The 14,796-nt window shown below is 65.7% G+C and carries 19 protein-coding genes; 5 read left to right on the forward strand and 14 right to left on the reverse strand.

Annotated elements, in window-relative coordinates:
- Positions 1–15: 15 nt before the first annotated feature.
- Both gatA and gatC read right to left on the reverse strand, forming a co-directional pair.
- Positions 16–1,500 carry an Asp-tRNA(Asn)/Glu-tRNA(Gln) amidotransferase subunit GatA gene (gatA, locus tag GB880_RS01820; protein ID WP_154493927.1) on the reverse strand — a complete coding sequence of 495 codons (1,485 nt, stop codon included), beginning with the start codon at positions 1,498–1,500 and terminating at the stop codon, positions 16–18.
- On the reverse strand, positions 1,497–1,784 hold the full coding sequence (gene gatC, locus GB880_RS01825; protein WP_154493928.1) for an Asp-tRNA(Asn)/Glu-tRNA(Gln) amidotransferase subunit GatC: 288 nt from the start codon (positions 1,782–1,784) through the stop codon (positions 1,497–1,499). The genes gatA and gatC overlap by 4 nt, the downstream gene beginning before the upstream one ends.
- 128 nt (positions 1,785–1,912) lie before the next feature.
- Between gatC and GB880_RS01830 the strand changes: the two genes are divergently transcribed.
- Positions 1,913–2,605 carry a metal-dependent hydrolase gene (locus GB880_RS01830; RefSeq protein ID WP_154493929.1) on the forward strand — a complete coding sequence of 231 codons (693 nt, stop codon included), beginning with the start codon at positions 1,913–1,915 and terminating at the stop codon, positions 2,603–2,605.
- A gap of 92 nt (positions 2,606–2,697) precedes the next feature.
- Positions 2,698–2,907 (forward strand): TOBE domain-containing protein, encoded by a 210-nt coding sequence (locus GB880_RS01835; protein WP_154493930.1) that lies wholly within the window; start codon positions 2,698–2,700, stop codon positions 2,905–2,907.
- A gap of 73 nt (positions 2,908–2,980) precedes the next feature.
- On the opposite strand, the gene GB880_RS01840 is transcribed toward GB880_RS01835, so the two are convergent.
- From GB880_RS01840 to GB880_RS01895, 12 genes are all read right to left on the reverse strand, one after another.
- On the reverse strand, positions 2,981–3,118 hold the full coding sequence (locus GB880_RS01840) for a hypothetical protein (protein ID WP_154493931.1): 138 nt from the start codon (positions 3,116–3,118) through the stop codon (positions 2,981–2,983).
- 135 nt (positions 3,119–3,253) lie between these two features.
- Positions 3,254–4,033 carry a succinate dehydrogenase iron-sulfur subunit gene (locus tag GB880_RS01845; RefSeq protein WP_154493932.1) on the reverse strand — a complete coding sequence of 260 codons (780 nt, stop codon included), beginning with the start codon at positions 4,031–4,033 and terminating at the stop codon, positions 3,254–3,256.
- Positions 4,034–4,105: 72 nt separating this feature from the next.
- Positions 4,106–4,444, reverse strand: coding sequence for a hypothetical protein (locus tag GB880_RS01850; protein WP_263467243.1), 339 nt, complete (start codon positions 4,442–4,444; stop codon positions 4,106–4,108).
- Positions 4,444–4,809 (reverse strand): hypothetical protein, encoded by a 366-nt coding sequence (locus tag GB880_RS01855; protein ID WP_154493934.1) that lies wholly within the window; start codon positions 4,807–4,809, stop codon positions 4,444–4,446. Before GB880_RS01855 ends, GB880_RS01850 begins: the two co-directional genes overlap by 1 nt.
- The gene (sdhA, locus tag GB880_RS01860; RefSeq protein ID WP_154493935.1) at positions 4,809–6,611 is read right to left on the reverse strand and encodes a succinate dehydrogenase flavoprotein subunit; all 1,803 of its coding nucleotides are present in this window, start codon (positions 6,609–6,611) and stop codon (positions 4,809–4,811) included. Before sdhA ends, GB880_RS01855 begins: the two co-directional genes overlap by 1 nt.
- A gap of 9 nt (positions 6,612–6,620) precedes the next feature.
- Positions 6,621–7,010 (reverse strand): succinate dehydrogenase, hydrophobic membrane anchor protein, encoded by a 390-nt coding sequence (locus tag GB880_RS01865; RefSeq protein ID WP_154493936.1) that lies wholly within the window; start codon positions 7,008–7,010, stop codon positions 6,621–6,623.
- Positions 7,011–7,022: 12 nt separating this feature from the next.
- Complete coding sequence (gene sdhC / locus GB880_RS01870) at positions 7,023–7,415, reverse strand: succinate dehydrogenase, cytochrome b556 subunit (RefSeq protein WP_154493937.1); 393 nt, start codon at positions 7,413–7,415, stop codon at positions 7,023–7,025.
- 292 nt (positions 7,416–7,707) lie between these two features.
- Positions 7,708–8,742 carry a MaoC family dehydratase gene (locus tag GB880_RS01875; RefSeq protein ID WP_154493938.1) on the reverse strand — a complete coding sequence of 345 codons (1,035 nt, stop codon included), beginning with the start codon at positions 8,740–8,742 and terminating at the stop codon, positions 7,708–7,710.
- A complete protein-coding gene (locus GB880_RS01880) occupies positions 8,739–8,945 on the reverse strand; it encodes a DUF1737 domain-containing protein (protein ID WP_154493939.1) in 207 nt (68 codons plus the stop codon). Before GB880_RS01880 ends, GB880_RS01875 begins: the two co-directional genes overlap by 4 nt.
- A 1-nt stretch (position 8,946) precedes the next feature.
- Positions 8,947–9,489 (reverse strand): NnrU family protein, encoded by a 543-nt coding sequence (locus tag GB880_RS01885; RefSeq protein WP_154493940.1) that lies wholly within the window; start codon positions 9,487–9,489, stop codon positions 8,947–8,949.
- Between the two features lie 43 nt (positions 9,490–9,532).
- Positions 9,533–10,372 carry an HpcH/HpaI aldolase/citrate lyase family protein gene (locus GB880_RS01890; RefSeq protein WP_154493941.1) on the reverse strand — a complete coding sequence of 280 codons (840 nt, stop codon included), beginning with the start codon at positions 10,370–10,372 and terminating at the stop codon, positions 9,533–9,535.
- Between the two features lie 80 nt (positions 10,373–10,452).
- The gene (locus GB880_RS01895; RefSeq protein WP_154493942.1) at positions 10,453–11,187 is read right to left on the reverse strand and encodes a sulfite exporter TauE/SafE family protein; all 735 of its coding nucleotides are present in this window, start codon (positions 11,185–11,187) and stop codon (positions 10,453–10,455) included.
- Between the two features lie 216 nt (positions 11,188–11,403).
- Here GB880_RS01895 and mdh point away from each other — a divergent pair, with 216 nt between their 5' ends.
- The 3 genes from mdh (at position 11,404) to sucD (ending at position 14,703) form a co-directional block, all read left to right on the forward strand.
- The gene (mdh, locus tag GB880_RS01900) at positions 11,404–12,366 is read left to right on the forward strand and encodes a malate dehydrogenase (protein WP_154493943.1); all 963 of its coding nucleotides are present in this window, start codon (positions 11,404–11,406) and stop codon (positions 12,364–12,366) included.
- A gap of 254 nt (positions 12,367–12,620) precedes the next feature.
- Positions 12,621–13,814, forward strand: coding sequence for an ADP-forming succinate--CoA ligase subunit beta (gene sucC, locus GB880_RS01905; RefSeq protein WP_154493944.1), 1,194 nt, complete (start codon positions 12,621–12,623; stop codon positions 13,812–13,814).
- 4 nt (positions 13,815–13,818) lie between these two features.
- The gene (gene sucD / locus GB880_RS01910; protein WP_154493945.1) at positions 13,819–14,703 is read left to right on the forward strand and encodes a succinate--CoA ligase subunit alpha; all 885 of its coding nucleotides are present in this window, start codon (positions 13,819–13,821) and stop codon (positions 14,701–14,703) included.
- The last annotated feature ends 93 nt before the right edge of the window (positions 14,704–14,796 follow it).

Raw genomic sequence — 14,796 nt, forward strand, 5'->3', positions numbered from 1 at the left:
TCCGCTTGGCGCCGGTCACCACCAGCGCGGGGGTTTCGCGTCGAAGCCTGCCGCAGTTTCCAGCACCTGCGCAAGGTTCAAAAGCCCGCCTTCGTCCCAGGGTCGGCCGATCAGCTGCATCCCCAGCGGCAAGCCCTGAGCGTTCAGCGCCACCGGCACCGAAATGCCCGGCAGCCCGGCAAGGTTCAGCGTCACGGTGAACACGTCGTTCAGATACATCTCGACGGGGTTGGCGTCATTGGCCGAACCCAGGGCAAAGGCGGCGCTGGGGGTGGTCGGCGCCAGGATGGCATCGACGCCGGCGGCATAGGCCTGGTCGAAATCGCGCTTGATCAGCGCGCGGACCTTGCGCGCACGGTTGTAATAGGCGTCGTAGAAGCCGGCCGACAGCACATAGGTGCCGATCATGATGCGGCGCTGCACCTCGGGGCCGAAGCCCTCGGCGCGGGTCTTTTCATACATCTCGACCACGCCATCGCCGGCATCCAGCCGGGCGCGGCGGCCATAGCGCACGCCGTCATAGCGGGCCAGGTTCGAGGAAGCCTCGGCCGGGGCGATCACGTAATAGGCCGGCAGCGCGTATTTCGTATGCGGCAGGCTGATATCGACGATCTGGGCACCGGCGTCCTTCAGCATCTCGGCGGTGCGCGACCACAGCGCGTCGATTTCATCCGACAGGCCGTCGATGCGATATTCGCGGGGAATCCCGATGCGCTTGCCGCGGATGTCGCCGGACAGCGCGGCTTCGTAATCGGGCACCGGGCGGTCGGCGCTGGTCGAATCCCTTGGATCGACCGAAGCCATCGCCCCCAGCATGATCGCGGCGTCGCGCACGGTCTTGGTGATCGGCCCGGCCTGATCCAGCGAGCTGGCATAGGCGATCACCCCCCAGCGGCTGACGCGGCCATAGGTCGGGCGCAGCCCCACCGTGCCGGTGAAGGCCGCCGGCTGGCGGATCGAGCCGCCGGTGTCGGTCGCGGTCGCCCCCAGGCACAGATCGGCCGCCACCGCCGCCGCCGAGCCCCCCGACGAGCCGCCGGCCGTGCGCGCCACGCCATCGCCCAGCTTCCAAGGGTTGACGGTCGCGCCATAGACGCTGTGTTCGGTGGACGAGCCCATGCCGAATTCGTCCTGGTTCAGCTTGCCCAGCATGACCGCGCCCTGATCCCACAGGTTCTGGGTGACAGTCGATTCATAGGGCGGGCAAAAACCCTCGAGGATCCGGCTGGCCGACTGGCTGGGCACATCGCGCACGCAGAACAGATCCTTGACCCCCACGGGGATCCCGGTCATCGGCGCGGCCTCGCCGGCGCGCAGGCGCTGATCGGCCGCCCGCGCCATCTCGCGCGCCTTTTCGGGGGTGTTGTGGACAAAGGCGTTCAGCGCGCCCGAATCTTCGATGGCGTTCAGGCAGGCTTCGGTCAGTTCGACGGCGGTGATGTCGCCCCGGGCCAGCGCGTCGCGGGCCTGGGCAATGGTCATGCGGTTCGGTTCGGTCATTCCACCACCTTCGGCACGGCAAAGAAACCCTCGCGCGCATCGGGCGCGTTCTTCAGGATCAGATCCTGCATGTTGCCGTCGGTCACGACATCCTCGCGGCGCTTGAGCCGCATCGGCTCGACCCCGGTCATCGGCTCGACGCCATCGACATCGACCTCGTTCAACTGTTCCATGAAATGCAGGATACCGTTCAGCTGCTGCGCCAAAGCGGGCAGGTCGGCGTCCTTGACCGCGATGCGCGCCAGATGCGCGACCTTGCGGGCTTCATCCTGAGTGATCGCCATGGGGGCTCCTTTCGCTTGCGCCGGGTTTAGCGCCGGGGCGCAGGGGGGGCAAGCGGCTGCGCAAGCGGAACTTTACGCCGCCCCCCGCCCTTGGCAGGATGAACGCACCGAACAGCAAGGAGCACGCGATGAAACTGACCTGGCTAGGCCATTCCGGTTTTCGGCTTGAAATCGAACGGGCGGTGATCCTGATCGACCCCTGGCTGTCGGGCAATCCGATGTTTCCGGCCGAACGCCGCGCCGAGGCCATCGGGGGCGCCACCCACATCCTGATCACCCATGGCCACGGCGACCATACCGGCGACACCATCGCCATCGCCCGCGAACTGGGCATCCCGGTGGTGGGCATCTATGACATTATCTCGACCTGGACCCGTCACGAGGGCATCGAGGGCATCGGCTACAACAAGGGCGGCACGGTGGATCTGGGCGGGGCCAGGGTGACCATGGTCAATGCCGCGCACTCCTCCTCCCTGGAGGGTGCCGAGGGGCCGGTCTATGCCGGCCACGAATCGGGCTACATGATCGCCGGCGAGGGCCATGTGATCTATGTGTCGGGCGACACCGACATCATGGCAGACATGGGCTGGATGGGGGAATATCACCGCCCCGACATCGGCATCCTGGCCTGCGGCGGCCATTTCACCATGGACATGGATCGCGCCGCCTGGGCCGCCCGCAAGTATTTCGATTTCAAGACCGTGATCCCCTGTCACTACCGCACCTTCCCGATGCTGGCGCAGGATGCCCGCGCGCTGCAGGCCGGGCTGCCGGGGGTCGCGGTGATCGAGCCCGAGGTGCTGCAACCGATCGTGATCTGAGACGCACCGGCGACAGTTGCGCGCAGCCCCTTGCCGCCGCGCTGCCGGACGGGCTACAGGACGCGCTCGACCAAAACTGAAAGGAAAGCCGCATGAAACTCAGCGCGCGCAACAGCTTCAAGGGCAAGATCGTCGCCCTGACCAAGGGCGCCACCACCGCCCATGTCCAGATCGACATCGGCAACGGCGCCGTCGTCACCTCGTCGATCACCAACGAGGCCGTGGATTCCCTGGGCCTGACCGTCGGCGGCGACGCCTATGCCGTCATCAAGGCATCGGATGTGATGGTCGCCATCGACTGATGACCGCCGCGCGTGCCGCAGCCATTGCGGCACGCATTCCCCGACCGTGCGGGGTGCCTGCGATCCGGCCTGGTCAGGCAGGATCTTGCGCCGGACGGCGCGTCAGGCGCGCAAAACTGAAATAGCCATACATCTGATCAAGAACCGCAAGCGCCGGCAGGGTTTGCGCCGATGCCGCGGGTTGGGGGGTGATCTTCGGGGTCGTGTTCATTGCTGCACTCCGGGGTCAGAAGCGATTTCCTCCCCGGAATGATATAATGCCGCGCGGCAACGTCTTACATCGCTGCGACGCGGCGTCAGCCTGCCGCCAGCGGCAGGGCCGCCATGTGCGCGCGGCATGACCGGGTCACACCACCCGATCGACCATCATGTGCTTGATCGAGGCGATGGCCTTGGCCGGGTTCAGCCCCTTGGGACAGGTGTTGGTGCAGTTCATGATCGTGTGGCAACGATACAGCTTGAACGGATCCTCAAGCGCATCCAGCCGCTCGCCCGTGGCCTCGTCGCGCGAATCGATGATCCAGCGATAGGCAGCCAGCAACGCCGCGGGGCCCAGATAGCGGTCGCCGTTCCACCAGTAGCTTGGGCAAGAGGTCGAACAGGACGCGCAAAGGATACACTCATAAAGCCCGTCCAGCTTCTTGCGATCCTCGATCGATTGCCGCCACTCCTTGTCGGGGGTCGGGGTTTCGGTGATCAGATAGGGATTGACCGAGGCATGCTGGGCATAGAAATGCGTCAGGTCCGGCACCAGATCCTTGACCACCGGCATATGCGGCAGCGGATAGATGTTCACGTCGCCCTTGATCTCGTCCATGCCGTAGATGCAGGCCAGATGGTTGCCGCCATCGATGTTCATGGCACAGGATCCACAGATCCCCTCGCGGCAGGACCGGCGAAAGGTCAGCGTCGGATCGATCTCGTTCTTGATCTTGATCAGCGCGTCCAGAACCATCGGCCCGCAATTGTCCATGTCGACAAAATAGGTGTCGATGCGCGGATTTTCCCCGCTGTCGGGATCCCAGCGATAGATGTTGAAACGGCGCAGGTTCGTGGCCCCCGCGGGCTTGGGCCAGGTCTTGCCGACCCGCATGCGGCTGTTCTTGGGAAGGGTAAGTTGGACCATTGGGCTCTACTCCTGGTGGTCAGACCGCCATCTTGCGATAAGCCGTCCTGCGCTGTGCTGGGGTGAAAGGCGTCAGCCCGCCTTCCATCCCGGTTGTTCCGTCAGCGGCCGCGATGGCATCTGCCCCGATCGGCGCTGCACGCAATTGCTGAAGACCTGCGCGGGATCGCGCGGGACGATACGATCGGCAGGGACTTCGACCGACACGAAGCCGCCGCGATAGCCGCCCGAGCCCACGCCAAGCCCGACGCGGGTGCGGGGGCTTTCCGGCACCGCTGCGCTGCGGGCCTCGGCCGCGCAGATGGTTTCCGCCTGGGCGAGCGGGATCGGCGCCTGCACGCAGGCCGCCAGCATCAGGGCCAGCCCCGCCAGCGTCAGGGCGACGCCACTGCGGCGATGCCGGGCGCGCATCAGGCCGTCCGCCTGGCTGCGGCCGCAGCCCCGGCAATGCACTGGGAGGTGGCCGGCCGGGCAACGATGGCCGCCACTGCGCTGCTGGCGCCGGTATTGGCGCTGTCGGCAATGCTGGCCAGTTCCGCCGTGGTGGCGTTCTGCATCACGCAATCGGTATAGGGGGCGACATTCGCGCCCGGCAGACGCTTGGCCATCTCGCGATTGACGACCACGCGGGCGGACGAACGGATGGCGGCATCTGGCGCCGGCGCGGGCGCCGTGACCGGCGGCACGGCCGGAGGCATCGGCGCAACGCCGGGCGACTGCACGACGCAACCGGACACGGCCAGCGCCGCAGCCGTCAGGATCAGGGGAAAACGCATCAATAAACCCTCGCTTTCGGTGCGATCTTCTTGAGATCGATCCCGCCGTCCTCTTGCCGCGTCAGCGGTTCGAGGTGAACGGGCCGATAGGCCAGTTTAACATCGTTCCCTTCGACCCAGGCAAGCGAGTGCTTGCGCCAATTGGCATCATCCCGCTCGGGCCAGTCCTCATGAGCATGGGCGCCGCGGCTTTCCTTGCGCGCCTCGGCCGCGACAATCGTCGCCAGGGCGTTCGGCATCAGGTTGGTCAGCTCCAGCGTCTCCATCAGGTCGCTGTTCCAGATCAGGCTGCGATCCGTCACCTTCAGATCGTCCAGCTTGGCCGCGATGCGGCGCATCTTGTCGACCCCTTCGGCAAGCGTCTTGTCGGTGCGGAACACCGCCGCATCCGCCTGCATGGTGCGCTGCATCTCAAGGCGCAATTCGGCAGTGGGCACCGCGCCATTGGCATGGCGCAACCGGTCGAAGCGATCCATCACCTGATCGACCGCCTGACGGTTGGTCGAGGGAATGGCCGATTTGCGGTCGATCACCTGTCCGGCGCGGATCGCGGCGGCGCGGCCGAACACCACCAGGTCGATCAGGCTGTTCGAGCCCAGCCGGTTCGCGCCATGGACCGAGGCGCATCCCGCCTCGCCGACCGCCATCAGCCCGGGGAACACCGCATCCGGGTCGGCCTCGGTCGGGTTCAGAACCTCGCCCCAGTAGTTGGTGGGGATGCCGCCCATGTTGTAATGCACCGTCGGCAGCACCGGGATCGGTTCGCGGGTGACATCGACACCGGCAAAGATCCTGGCCGATTCCGAAATGCCCGGCAGACGCTCGTGCAGGGTTTCCGGCGGCAGATGCATCAGGTTCAGGAAGATGTGGTCCTTGTGCGCGCCAACGCCGCGGCCTTCGCGGATCTCGATGGTCATGCAGCGGCTGACCACGTCGCGGCTGGCCAGATCCTTGTAGGTGGGTGCATAGCGTTCCATGAAACGCTCGCCCTCGGAATTGGTCAGATAGCCGCCCTCGCCGCGGGCGCCTTCGGTGATCAGGCAGCCCGAGCCATAGATGCCGGTCGGATGGAACTGCACGAATTCCATGTCCTGCAGGGGCAGGCCGGCGCGCGCCACCATCCCGCCGCCGTCGCCGGTGCAGGTATGGGCCGAGGTGGCGCTGAAATAGGCGCGCCCATAGCCGCCCGTGGCCAGCACCACCATCTTGGCGTTGAACACGTGGATGGTGCCGTCATCCAGTTTCCAGCACACCACGCCGGTGCAGCGGCCATCGGTGACGATCAGGTCCAGCGCGAAATATTCGATGAAGAATTCGGCCTTTTCCTTCAGCGACTGGCCGTAAAGCGTGTGCAGGATCGCATGGCCGGTGCGGTCGGCGGCGGCGCAGGTGCGCTGCACCGGCGGGCCTTCGCCGAATTCGGTGGTGTGGCCGCCAAAGGGGCGCTGGTAGATCTTGCCCTCTTCGGTGCGGGAAAACGGCACGCCGTAATGTTCCAGCTCATAGACGGCCTTGGGGGCCTCGCGCGCCAGGTATTCCATGGCGTCGGTATCGCCCAGCCAGTCCGAGCCCTTGACGGTGTCATACATGTGCCATTGCCAGTTGTCCGGGCCCATGTTCGACAGCGACGCGGCGATGCCGCCCTGTGCCGCCACCGTATGCGAGCGGGTCGGGAACACCTTGGTCACGCAGGCGGTGCGCAGGCCCTGTTCGGCCATGCCCAGCGTCGCGCGCAGCCCGGCGCCGCCGGCGCCGACGACCACCACGTCGTAATCATGCGTCTGGTATTGATAAGCAGCCATGGCGATCCCTCAAAGCACGACGATCGCGCCCAGACCCATGCGGGCCAGCGCGTAGATGGCCGCGGCGATCACCGTCCAGCCAAGGATGACAGAAAAGATGATCGCGGCCTTGCGGGCGGTGCCCTGCAGATAGTCGTCGATCATGATCCGGGTGCCCTTGATGAAATGCACCATGCCCACGGCAACGAACAGCCCGGTGATCAGCGCCGGGATCGGTCGCCCGAAATAGACCAGAAGTTGCTGATGCGGCAGGCCGATGGCGCGGGCCACCACGATCATGAACAGCGGCGTCAGGATCAGCAGCGCGACCGCAGTCACCGTCATTGCCCAATGATGCAGCGTGCCCTGATGGGCCGAACCCAGGCCCTGCGCAGCCTTGCGGGGGGTGATATAGCGCATCTGCCGCCCTCCTTAGAACACGAAGAAGATGATCAGGGTCAGCACGGCCAGAATTACCGAACCGGCGATCAGCGCCTGGCTGGATTTCTGCGCCTGGTCGATTTCCAGCCCATAGCCGGCGTCATAGAACAGGTGCCGCAGCCCGGCCAGCAGGTGATACCACAGCGCCCACATCGACCCGGTCAGGATCAGAAAGCCCAGCCAGGACCGCACCACCCAATCGGCGGCAGCGAAGGCACGCGGCGAGGCCACGGCGGCGACCAGCCACCAGACGATCAGCACGATGCCCGCCACCAGCGCATGGCCGGTGATGCGGGTCAGGATCGAGGTGATGGCGGCAAGGGGCAGGCGATAGACCTGCAGATGCGGTGACAGCGGCCGGTTTCCCCGGTTGACGTCAGCCATGATGCGCTCTCCTGCGTTCAGGGCCCTGGCCGCGCGTCGCGGCTGGCGGCAAGGGCTGGCCGAATTTGCAATCGCTTCTAGTCCAATATTTCCCGCTGTCACGGGCCGACGGCGGCATTGCGGCGTTTGCCGGCAGATTTTCCGATTTTGTGATCACGCAAACGCCAGCCGTGATCACATCGGCGCGGATTGCCCCAACCGGGACGATCCTTTTCCGAAAACCCCGCGATTCCCCAGCGAAAGCCGGAAAAAACGCGGGTGGCGGGGCCGGACCCGGCCCCGACCGGGCGGATCACATGGGCATCAAGGCCCAGTAATCCAGGTCCAGCAAGACCTGCGGATGATATTTTCCGTCAGGCCCGCGCAAAACGTGATCACCTGCCGCGCCCTTGTGCGCGACCAGCCGCAGGCGGATGGCGCCGACGCCCGGCGCCTCGGTCGGGGCCTTGTCCAGCACCTCGGACCAAGCCCGCACGGTATCGCCGGCGAAACAGGGGTTGGCATGGGCACCGGCATTCAGCGCCACGATCATCTGCGCATTGGCCAGCCCGTTGAAGGACAGCGCCCGCGCCAGGCTGATGACATGGCCGCCATAGATCAGGCGCCGGCCGTCCTGGCGATGGGTGGCGTCGAAATGCACCTTGGCGGTGTTCTGCCACAGCCGGGTGGCCAGCATGTGCTCGGCCTCTTCGATGGTGACGCCATCGACGTGGTCGATGATCTCGCCCGGGCTGTAGTCGCCCCAGCGGTGCGGCTCGCCGGCCAGCTCGAAATCATACCGGCTGAAGTCCAGCCCCGCCGGCACCACCAGATCCTGTGGCGCCACCACCGCGGCCAGATCCGGCAGGACCGGCTGCGGCGCCGGTGCAGCGGGATCGCGCTTGCGCACCATCACCCAGCGCACATAGTCCAGCACCGCAATGCCCATCTGGTTCAGCCCGCGCGTGCGCACATAGACCACGCCGGATGTGCCGTTCGAGTTTTCCCTGAGCCCGATCACCTCTGATTCCGCGCGCAGCGTGTCGCCGGGCCAGACCGGATGCAGCCAGCGACCCTGGGCATAGCCCAGGTTCGCCACCGCGTTCAGGCTGATGTCGGGCACCGACTTGCCGAACACGACGTGAAAGGCGATCAGATCGTCCAGCGGACTGCTTTCCAGCCCGCAATCGGCCGCAAACTCGTCCGAGGAATACAGCGCATGCCGGGCCGGATACAGCGCGTGATAGAGCGCCCTTTCCCCTTCGGCGACAGTGCGGGGCACGGCATGGCGGATCACCTGGCCGATGCGGTAATCCTCGAAGAAGCGGCCGGGATTGGTCTTGGTCATTGCTGCCCCAGTTTCATGTCGGGATGATAGGGTTCGCCGATTTCCTTGGTGACGGCCTGGGCACAGCGCATCACCCCGCGCGCGGCGTCAAAGGCATAGGCGGGGCTGCCGTGCAATTGCCAGCCGGCGGCCAGCGCCGCGCTGACCTTGTGACAGAATGCCGAGGTGTCGTCCTCGGTCAGCAGGCGGTAGATCAGGGGCATCTCAGGCTCCGAACGGGTTGTAGCCAAGCCAGCGGTGGATCAGCCCGACCACCAGCATCACCAGCAGCGCCCCCAGTCCGGCCATGAGTTCCTTGCGGGCCGGAAACGGGCCGGCGGGCGGGGTCCACTGTGGCTGGGCACGGTTGATGACCACAATCTCGACCAACGCCCACAAGAACAGCCCGCCGAAAAGGATCGCACTGGGCAGATCGCCGTTGACCAAGAGATGCGCCAGGGCCCACAGCGCGAACCCGGTCAGTTGCGGGTGGCGGATGCGGGCGGTGATGCGGGTTTTCATGCCGGCGGCGGCGAACAGGTAAAAGGCGGCCAGGACCAGCAGGTTGTTGATGCCGACCGTGGCGGCGCTGGCGCCCCACCAGACCGGGCCCGCCGCGCCGCGATAGCCCAGCACCATCAGCACCACCGACAGCACCAGCAGCCCGGCGATGCCGCCGCGCCCCAGCCGGTCGCGCAGGCCCGGCGCCAACCGCTTGAGCAGATGCGCCCCCCACCACAGCGCCACGCCCAGTATCAGCATCACCATCCCTTGGCCCTCCGTGCAGTTGCCTTTGCGGCCCAGACTGCCATCAGCCGGCCAGCGCGGCAATTGCCCCGGCCTTCGCCAGGGTCTTGCGCGCGGTTTCCACGTGCAGGTTCTCGACGATGCGGCCATCGACCACCGCCACCCCCTTGCCCTGGGCCTGCGCCTCGTCAAAGGCCTGGATCTGCCGCCGCGCCAGGTCGATTTCCTCCTCGGATGGGGCAAAGACCTGGTTCGCGATCGCAAGCTGGGCGGGGTGGATCAGCGTCTTGCCGTCGAATCCCATGTCGCGACCCTGTTCGCATTCCGCGCGCAGGCCCTCGTCGTCCTTGAAGGCATTGAACACGCCGTCGACGATCACCCGCCCATGCGCGCGCGCCGCCAGCAGGCACAACCCCAGCCCGGTCAGCATCGCCAGCCGGTCGGGGCGAAAGCGGCTGACCAGTTCCTTGGCCAGATCGTTGGTGCCCATCACCATGCCATGCAGGCGCGGATGGGCGGCGATGGCCTGGGCGTTCAACATGCCCTCGGCGGTTTCCATCATCGCCCACAGCGGCGTCTGCGGCACCAGCTCGGCCACGCGGTCCAGATCCGCCGGGCGGCTGACCTTGGGGATCAGCACCGCATCGGCGCCGCTGGCAAAGGCGATGGCGTCGTCACGGCCCCATTCGGTGTCCAGCCCGTTGATGCGCACGATGCGCGCCCGGCCGCCGTAATCCGCCTGCAGCGCCTGGGCCAACAATCCGCGCGCCGCCGGCTTTTCCGCCGGGGCCACCGCATCCTCGAGATCGAAGATGATGGCATCGGCGGCCAGGGTCCGCGCCTTGTCCATGGCCCGGGCATTGGCGGCGGGAATATACAGCACGGAACGATAGGGTCGGGTCATCGCAGCCTCGCGTAAGAATCTTGCGCAAAGCTGCCCGCAAACGCATCAGATGGCAAGGGCGATTTTGCCGCACTGCGGCATCACAACCCGTCCCAGATCAGCTTGATCGAAACCAGGGCCAGCGCCCAGGTGATGAAGCGGTAAAAGACCTGGGCCGGCATCCGCCGCACCAGCCACAGCCCCGCCAGCACGCCCAGCACCGCCGGCAACGCCAGCGCCAGCGCCACGCCCAGATTCCGCGGCGACAGCTGGCCCAGCATCGCATAGGGGACCAGCTTGGCGGCGTTGCAGATGGCGAAATAGATGGTGGTGGTTCCGGCATAGGTCAGCGGCGACATCCGCAGCGGCTGCGCATAGACCTGATAGGGCGGCGCCCCGGTATGCGAGATGAAGCTGGTAAAGCCGGAAACCCCGCCCCAGAAACTGCCCTTGATCCAGCTGGGCGCGCGGGCCCTTCCATCAGAAGCCGGATGCAGCATGGCATTCAGGGCAAATGCCAGCCCGATGATACCGACCATCAGCGCCACGACACGGTCATCCACGTGATGCGCCAGGGCCCAGCCCAGGCCGATACCGCCCAGCGCTCCGGGCAGGACACGGCTCAGCGCCCGGCGGTCGAACTGGCGCCGAAAGGCGATCAGTCCGCCGATGTCCGACACGATATAGACCGGCAGCAGAATCCCTGCCGCCTGCACCGGCGACATGCCCAGCGCCATCAGCGGCACCGAAATCGTGCCCACCATCGACAATCCGCCCTTTGATAGACCGATGGCGAAGGCCGCAATCACCCCAAGAACCCAGCCGGTAATGTCCATGACCCCTCCTGTGGATCCTTTTGTGGCATGCAAGCCGTCCTGCCGGCCAGCCCCGCCGGCGGCAGTCCGGCCTGCCATCCGGGAACCGCGCCGACCGGGCGGCGCAGATGATGCCACGGCGCGGCAATTTTCTTGCGTCCCGGCCGCCAAGCCTTGCGATTCGTCCTGCAAGGGAATAGGCCACGGCCGAACCGTCATGGAAATCGGAGGTTACTCATGGCCCGACCCAAGATCGCACTCATCGGTGCGGGACAGATCGGTGGCACCCTGGCGCATCTGGCCGCAATGAAGGAACTGGGCGATGTCGTCCTGTTCGACATTGCCGAGGGCACGCCGCAGGGCAAGGCGCTGGACATTGCCGAATCGGGCCCGTCCGAGGGCTTTGACGCCGCGCTGAAGGGCACCAACGATTACGCCGATATCGCCGGCGCCGATGTCTGCATCGTCACCGCCGGCGTGCCGCGCAAGCCGGGCATGTCGCGCGACGATCTGCTGGGCATCAACCTCAAGGTGATGAAATCCGTGGGCGAAGGCATCGCCAAACATGCGCCGAACGCCTTTGTCATCTGCATCACCAACCCGCTCGACGCCATGGTCTGGGCGCTGCGCGAATTTTCGGGCCTGCCGCATGAAAAGGTCGTCGGCATGGCCGGCGTGCTGGATTCGGCGCGCTTCCGCCATTTCCTGTCGCTGGAATTCGGCGTATCGATGCGCGACGTGACCGCATTCGTCCTGGGCGGACACGGCGATACCATGGTGCCGCTGGTGCGTTACTCGACCGTGGCGGGCATTCCGCTGCCCGACCTGGTCAAGATGGGCTGGACCAGTCAGGAAAAACTGGACGCGATCGTGCAGCGCACCCGTGACGGCGGCGCCGAGATCGTCGGCCTGCTGAAAACCGGCAGTGCCTTCTACGCGCCGGCGACCAGCGCGATCGAGATGGCCGAGGCCTATCTCAAGGATCAGAAGCGCGTGCTGCCCTGCGCCGCCTATGTCAAGGGCGCCTATGGTCTTGACGGCATGTATGTCGGCGTGCCGACCGTCATCGGCGCCAATGGCATCGAACGCGTGATCGACATTGCCTTGAACGCCGATGAACAGGCGATGTTCCAGAAATCGGTCGATGCGGTCAAAGGTCTTGTCGCCGCCTGCAAGGGCATCGACAGCAGCCTGGCGTGATCGCCCGCGCGACCGGATCCCGATTGCCCCTGCAGGTTCGCCCTGCAGGGGTTTTTCCTGTCTGCCCCGCGCTTTTGCCGGTGCCGACGAATCCGCCGGCGCAAGGTTGACGGCGTTTTGTGATCACACGCCGAATTAGCGTGATCACAAACCAGGCTTTCCTGCCCCTTTTGCGCAATTGGCCACGTATAATGCTTTGGCCGCCCGAGGGGATATGCCACAAGCCCCGCAACCGACAACTGCGGGGAAGCACCATGAACATCCATGAATACCAGGCCAAGGCGCTGCTGCGCCAATATGGCGCGCCGGTCTCGGACGGGCGGGTGGTGATGAAGGCCGACGAGGCCAAGGCCGCCGCCGGCGAACTGGACGGCCCGCTCTGGGTCGTCAAGGCCCAGATCCATGCCGGAGGCCGTGGCAAGGGTCACTTCAAGGAAAAGGAAGCCGGTGAAAAGGGCGGCGTGCGGCTGGCCAAATCGGTCGCCGAGGCCGAGGAGCTGACCCGGCAGATGCTGGGCCGCACCCTGGTCACCCACCAGACCGGCGAAACCGGCAAGCAGGTGAACCGCATCTATATCGAGGATGGCAGCGACATCGCGCGCGAACTGTATCTGGCGCTGCTGGTCGATCGCGGCACCTCGCGCATCAGCTTCGTCGCCTCGACCGAAGGCGGCATGGACATCGAGGAAGTTGCCGCCAAGACCCCCGAAAAGATCGTCAGCTTCAGCGTCGATCCCGCCTCGGGCCTGTCGGATTTCCATGGTCGCCGCGTGGCCTTTGCCTTGGGCCTTGAAGGCGCCCAGGTCAAGCAATGCGTGCAGCTGGTCAAGAATCTCTATCGCATGTTCATCGAGCGCGACATGGAGATGCTGGAGATCAACCCGCTGATCGTGACGCCCGAAGGCAACATCAAGTGCCTGGACGCCAAGATGGGCTTCGACAACAACGCGCTTTATCGCCAGCCCGACATCCTGGCGCTGCGCGACGAGACCGAGGAAGATCCCAAGGAGCTGGCCGCCTCCAAGTTCGACCTGAACTATATCGCGCTGGACGGCGAGATCGGTTGCATGGTCAACGGCGCGGGCCTGGCCATGGCCACCATGGACATCATCAAGCTTTACGGCGCCGAACCGGCGAACTTCCTGGATGTCGGCGGCGGTGCCAGCAAGGAAAAGGTGACCGAGGCGTTCAAGATCATCACCTCGGACCCGAATGTCAAAGGCATCCTGGTCAACATCTTCGGCGGGATCATGCGCTGCGACATCATTGCCGAGGGCATCATCGCCGCGGTCAAGGAGGTCGGCCTGCAAGTGCCGCTGGTCGTGCGGCTCGAAGGCACCAACGTCGATCTGGGCAAGAAGATCATCGGTGAATCGGGGCTGAACGTGATCGCGGCCGACGACCTGTCGGATGCCGCCCAGAAGATCGTGAAAGCGGTGAAAGGATAAGAAGATGGCCGTTCTCGTCAACAAAGACACCAAAGTCATCTGCCAGGGCATCACCGGCTCGCAAGGCACCTTCCACACCGAACAGGCGATCGCCTATGGCACGCAGATGGTCGGCGGCGTGACCCCCGGAAAGGGCGGCACCGAGCATCTGGGCCTGCCGGTGTTCAACTCGGCCCATGAGGCGGTGGCGAAAACCGGCGCGAACGCGACGGTGATCTATGTGCCGCCGCCCTTCGCCGCCGATTCCATCCTCGAGGCGATCGACGCCGAAATCCCGCTGATCGTGGCGATCACCGAGGGCATTCCGGTGCTGGACATGATGAAGGTCAAGCGCGCCCTGCAGGGGTCGAAATCGCGGCTGATCGGCCCGAACTGCCCCGGGATCATGACCCCCGACGAATGCAAGATCGGCATCATGCCCGGCAGCATCTTCAAGCGCGGCTCGGTGGGCGTTGTGTCGCGCTCCGGCACCCTGACCTACGAGGCGGTCAAGCAGACCTCGGACGTGGGCCTGGGCCAGTCCAGCGCCGTTGGCATCGGCGGCGACCCGATCAAGGGCATGGAGCACATCGACGTGCTGCAGATGTTCCTGGACGATCCCGAAACCGAATCGATCATCATGATCGGCGAGATCGGCGGATCGGCCGAGGAAGAGGCCGCCGAGTTCCTGGCCGAACAGAAGCGCAAGGGCAAATGGAAGCCGACCGCCGGTTTCATCGCCGGCCGCACCGCGCCCAAGGGCCGGCGCATGGGCCATGCCGGGGCCATCGTCTCGGGTGGCAAGGGCGATGCGGAATCCAAGATCGAGGCGATGAAATCCGCCGGTATCGTGGTCGCCGACAGCCCTGCGGGCCTTGGCGAGGCGGTGCTGAAGGCGCTGGGCCGGTAACAGTTCCGCCAGAACTTTGACTTGGGCATGGCCCCTGCCTACCTTCGGGGGGCACCCCGTCAGCGGGGACCATGCCAGAACCCTTCAGCTCGG

The organism is Paracoccus sp. SMMA_5_TC (assembly GCF_009696685.2).
In the GTDB taxonomy this organism is placed as follows: domain Bacteria; phylum Pseudomonadota; class Alphaproteobacteria; order Rhodobacterales; family Rhodobacteraceae; genus Paracoccus.

Coding starts and splice junctions, on each gene's coding strand:
- mdh (WP_154493943.1), top strand. CDS start 11,404: ATGGCCCGACCCAAGATCGCACTCATCGGTGCGGGACAGATCGGTGGC.
- sucD (WP_154493945.1), top strand. CDS start 13,819: ATGGCCGTTCTCGTCAACAAAGACACCAAAGTCATCTGCCAGGGCATC.
- GB880_RS01890 (WP_154493941.1), bottom strand. CDS start 10,372: ATGACCCGACCCTATCGTTCCGTGCTGTATATTCCCGCCGCCAATGCC.
- GB880_RS01865 (WP_154493936.1), bottom strand. CDS start 7,010: ATGCGCTATATCACCCCCCGCAAGGCTGCGCAGGGCCTGGGTTCGGCC.
- gatA (WP_154493927.1), bottom strand. CDS start 1,500: ATGACCGAACCGAACCGCATGACCATTGCCCAGGCCCGCGACGCGCTG.
- sucC (WP_154493944.1), top strand. CDS start 12,621: ATGAACATCCATGAATACCAGGCCAAGGCGCTGCTGCGCCAATATGGC.
- GB880_RS01840 (WP_154493931.1), bottom strand. CDS start 3,118: ATGAACACGACCCCGAAGATCACCCCCCAACCCGCGGCATCGGCGCAA.
- GB880_RS01850 (WP_263467243.1), bottom strand. CDS start 4,444: ATGCGCGCCCGGCATCGCCGCAGTGGCGTCGCCCTGACGCTGGCGGGG.
- GB880_RS01880 (WP_154493939.1), bottom strand. CDS start 8,945: ATGCCCCTGATCTACCGCCTGCTGACCGAGGACGACACCTCGGCATTC.
- GB880_RS01855 (WP_154493934.1), bottom strand. CDS start 4,809: ATGCGTTTTCCCCTGATCCTGACGGCTGCGGCGCTGGCCGTGTCCGGT.
- GB880_RS01830 (WP_154493929.1), top strand. CDS start 1,913: ATGAAACTGACCTGGCTAGGCCATTCCGGTTTTCGGCTTGAAATCGAA.
- GB880_RS01895 (WP_154493942.1), bottom strand. CDS start 11,187: ATGGACATTACCGGCTGGGTTCTTGGGGTGATTGCGGCCTTCGCCATC.
- GB880_RS01835 (WP_154493930.1), top strand. CDS start 2,698: ATGAAACTCAGCGCGCGCAACAGCTTCAAGGGCAAGATCGTCGCCCTG.
- gatC (WP_154493928.1), bottom strand. CDS start 1,784: ATGGCGATCACTCAGGATGAAGCCCGCAAGGTCGCGCATCTGGCGCGC.
- sdhC (WP_154493937.1), bottom strand. CDS start 7,415: ATGGCTGACGTCAACCGGGGAAACCGGCCGCTGTCACCGCATCTGCAG.
- GB880_RS01845 (WP_154493932.1), bottom strand. CDS start 4,033: ATGGTCCAACTTACCCTTCCCAAGAACAGCCGCATGCGGGTCGGCAAG.
- GB880_RS01875 (WP_154493938.1), bottom strand. CDS start 8,742: ATGACCAAGACCAATCCCGGCCGCTTCTTCGAGGATTACCGCATCGGC.
- GB880_RS01885 (WP_154493940.1), bottom strand. CDS start 9,489: ATGGTGATGCTGATACTGGGCGTGGCGCTGTGGTGGGGGGCGCATCTG.
- sdhA (WP_154493935.1), bottom strand. CDS start 6,611: ATGGCTGCTTATCAATACCAGACGCATGATTACGACGTGGTGGTCGTC.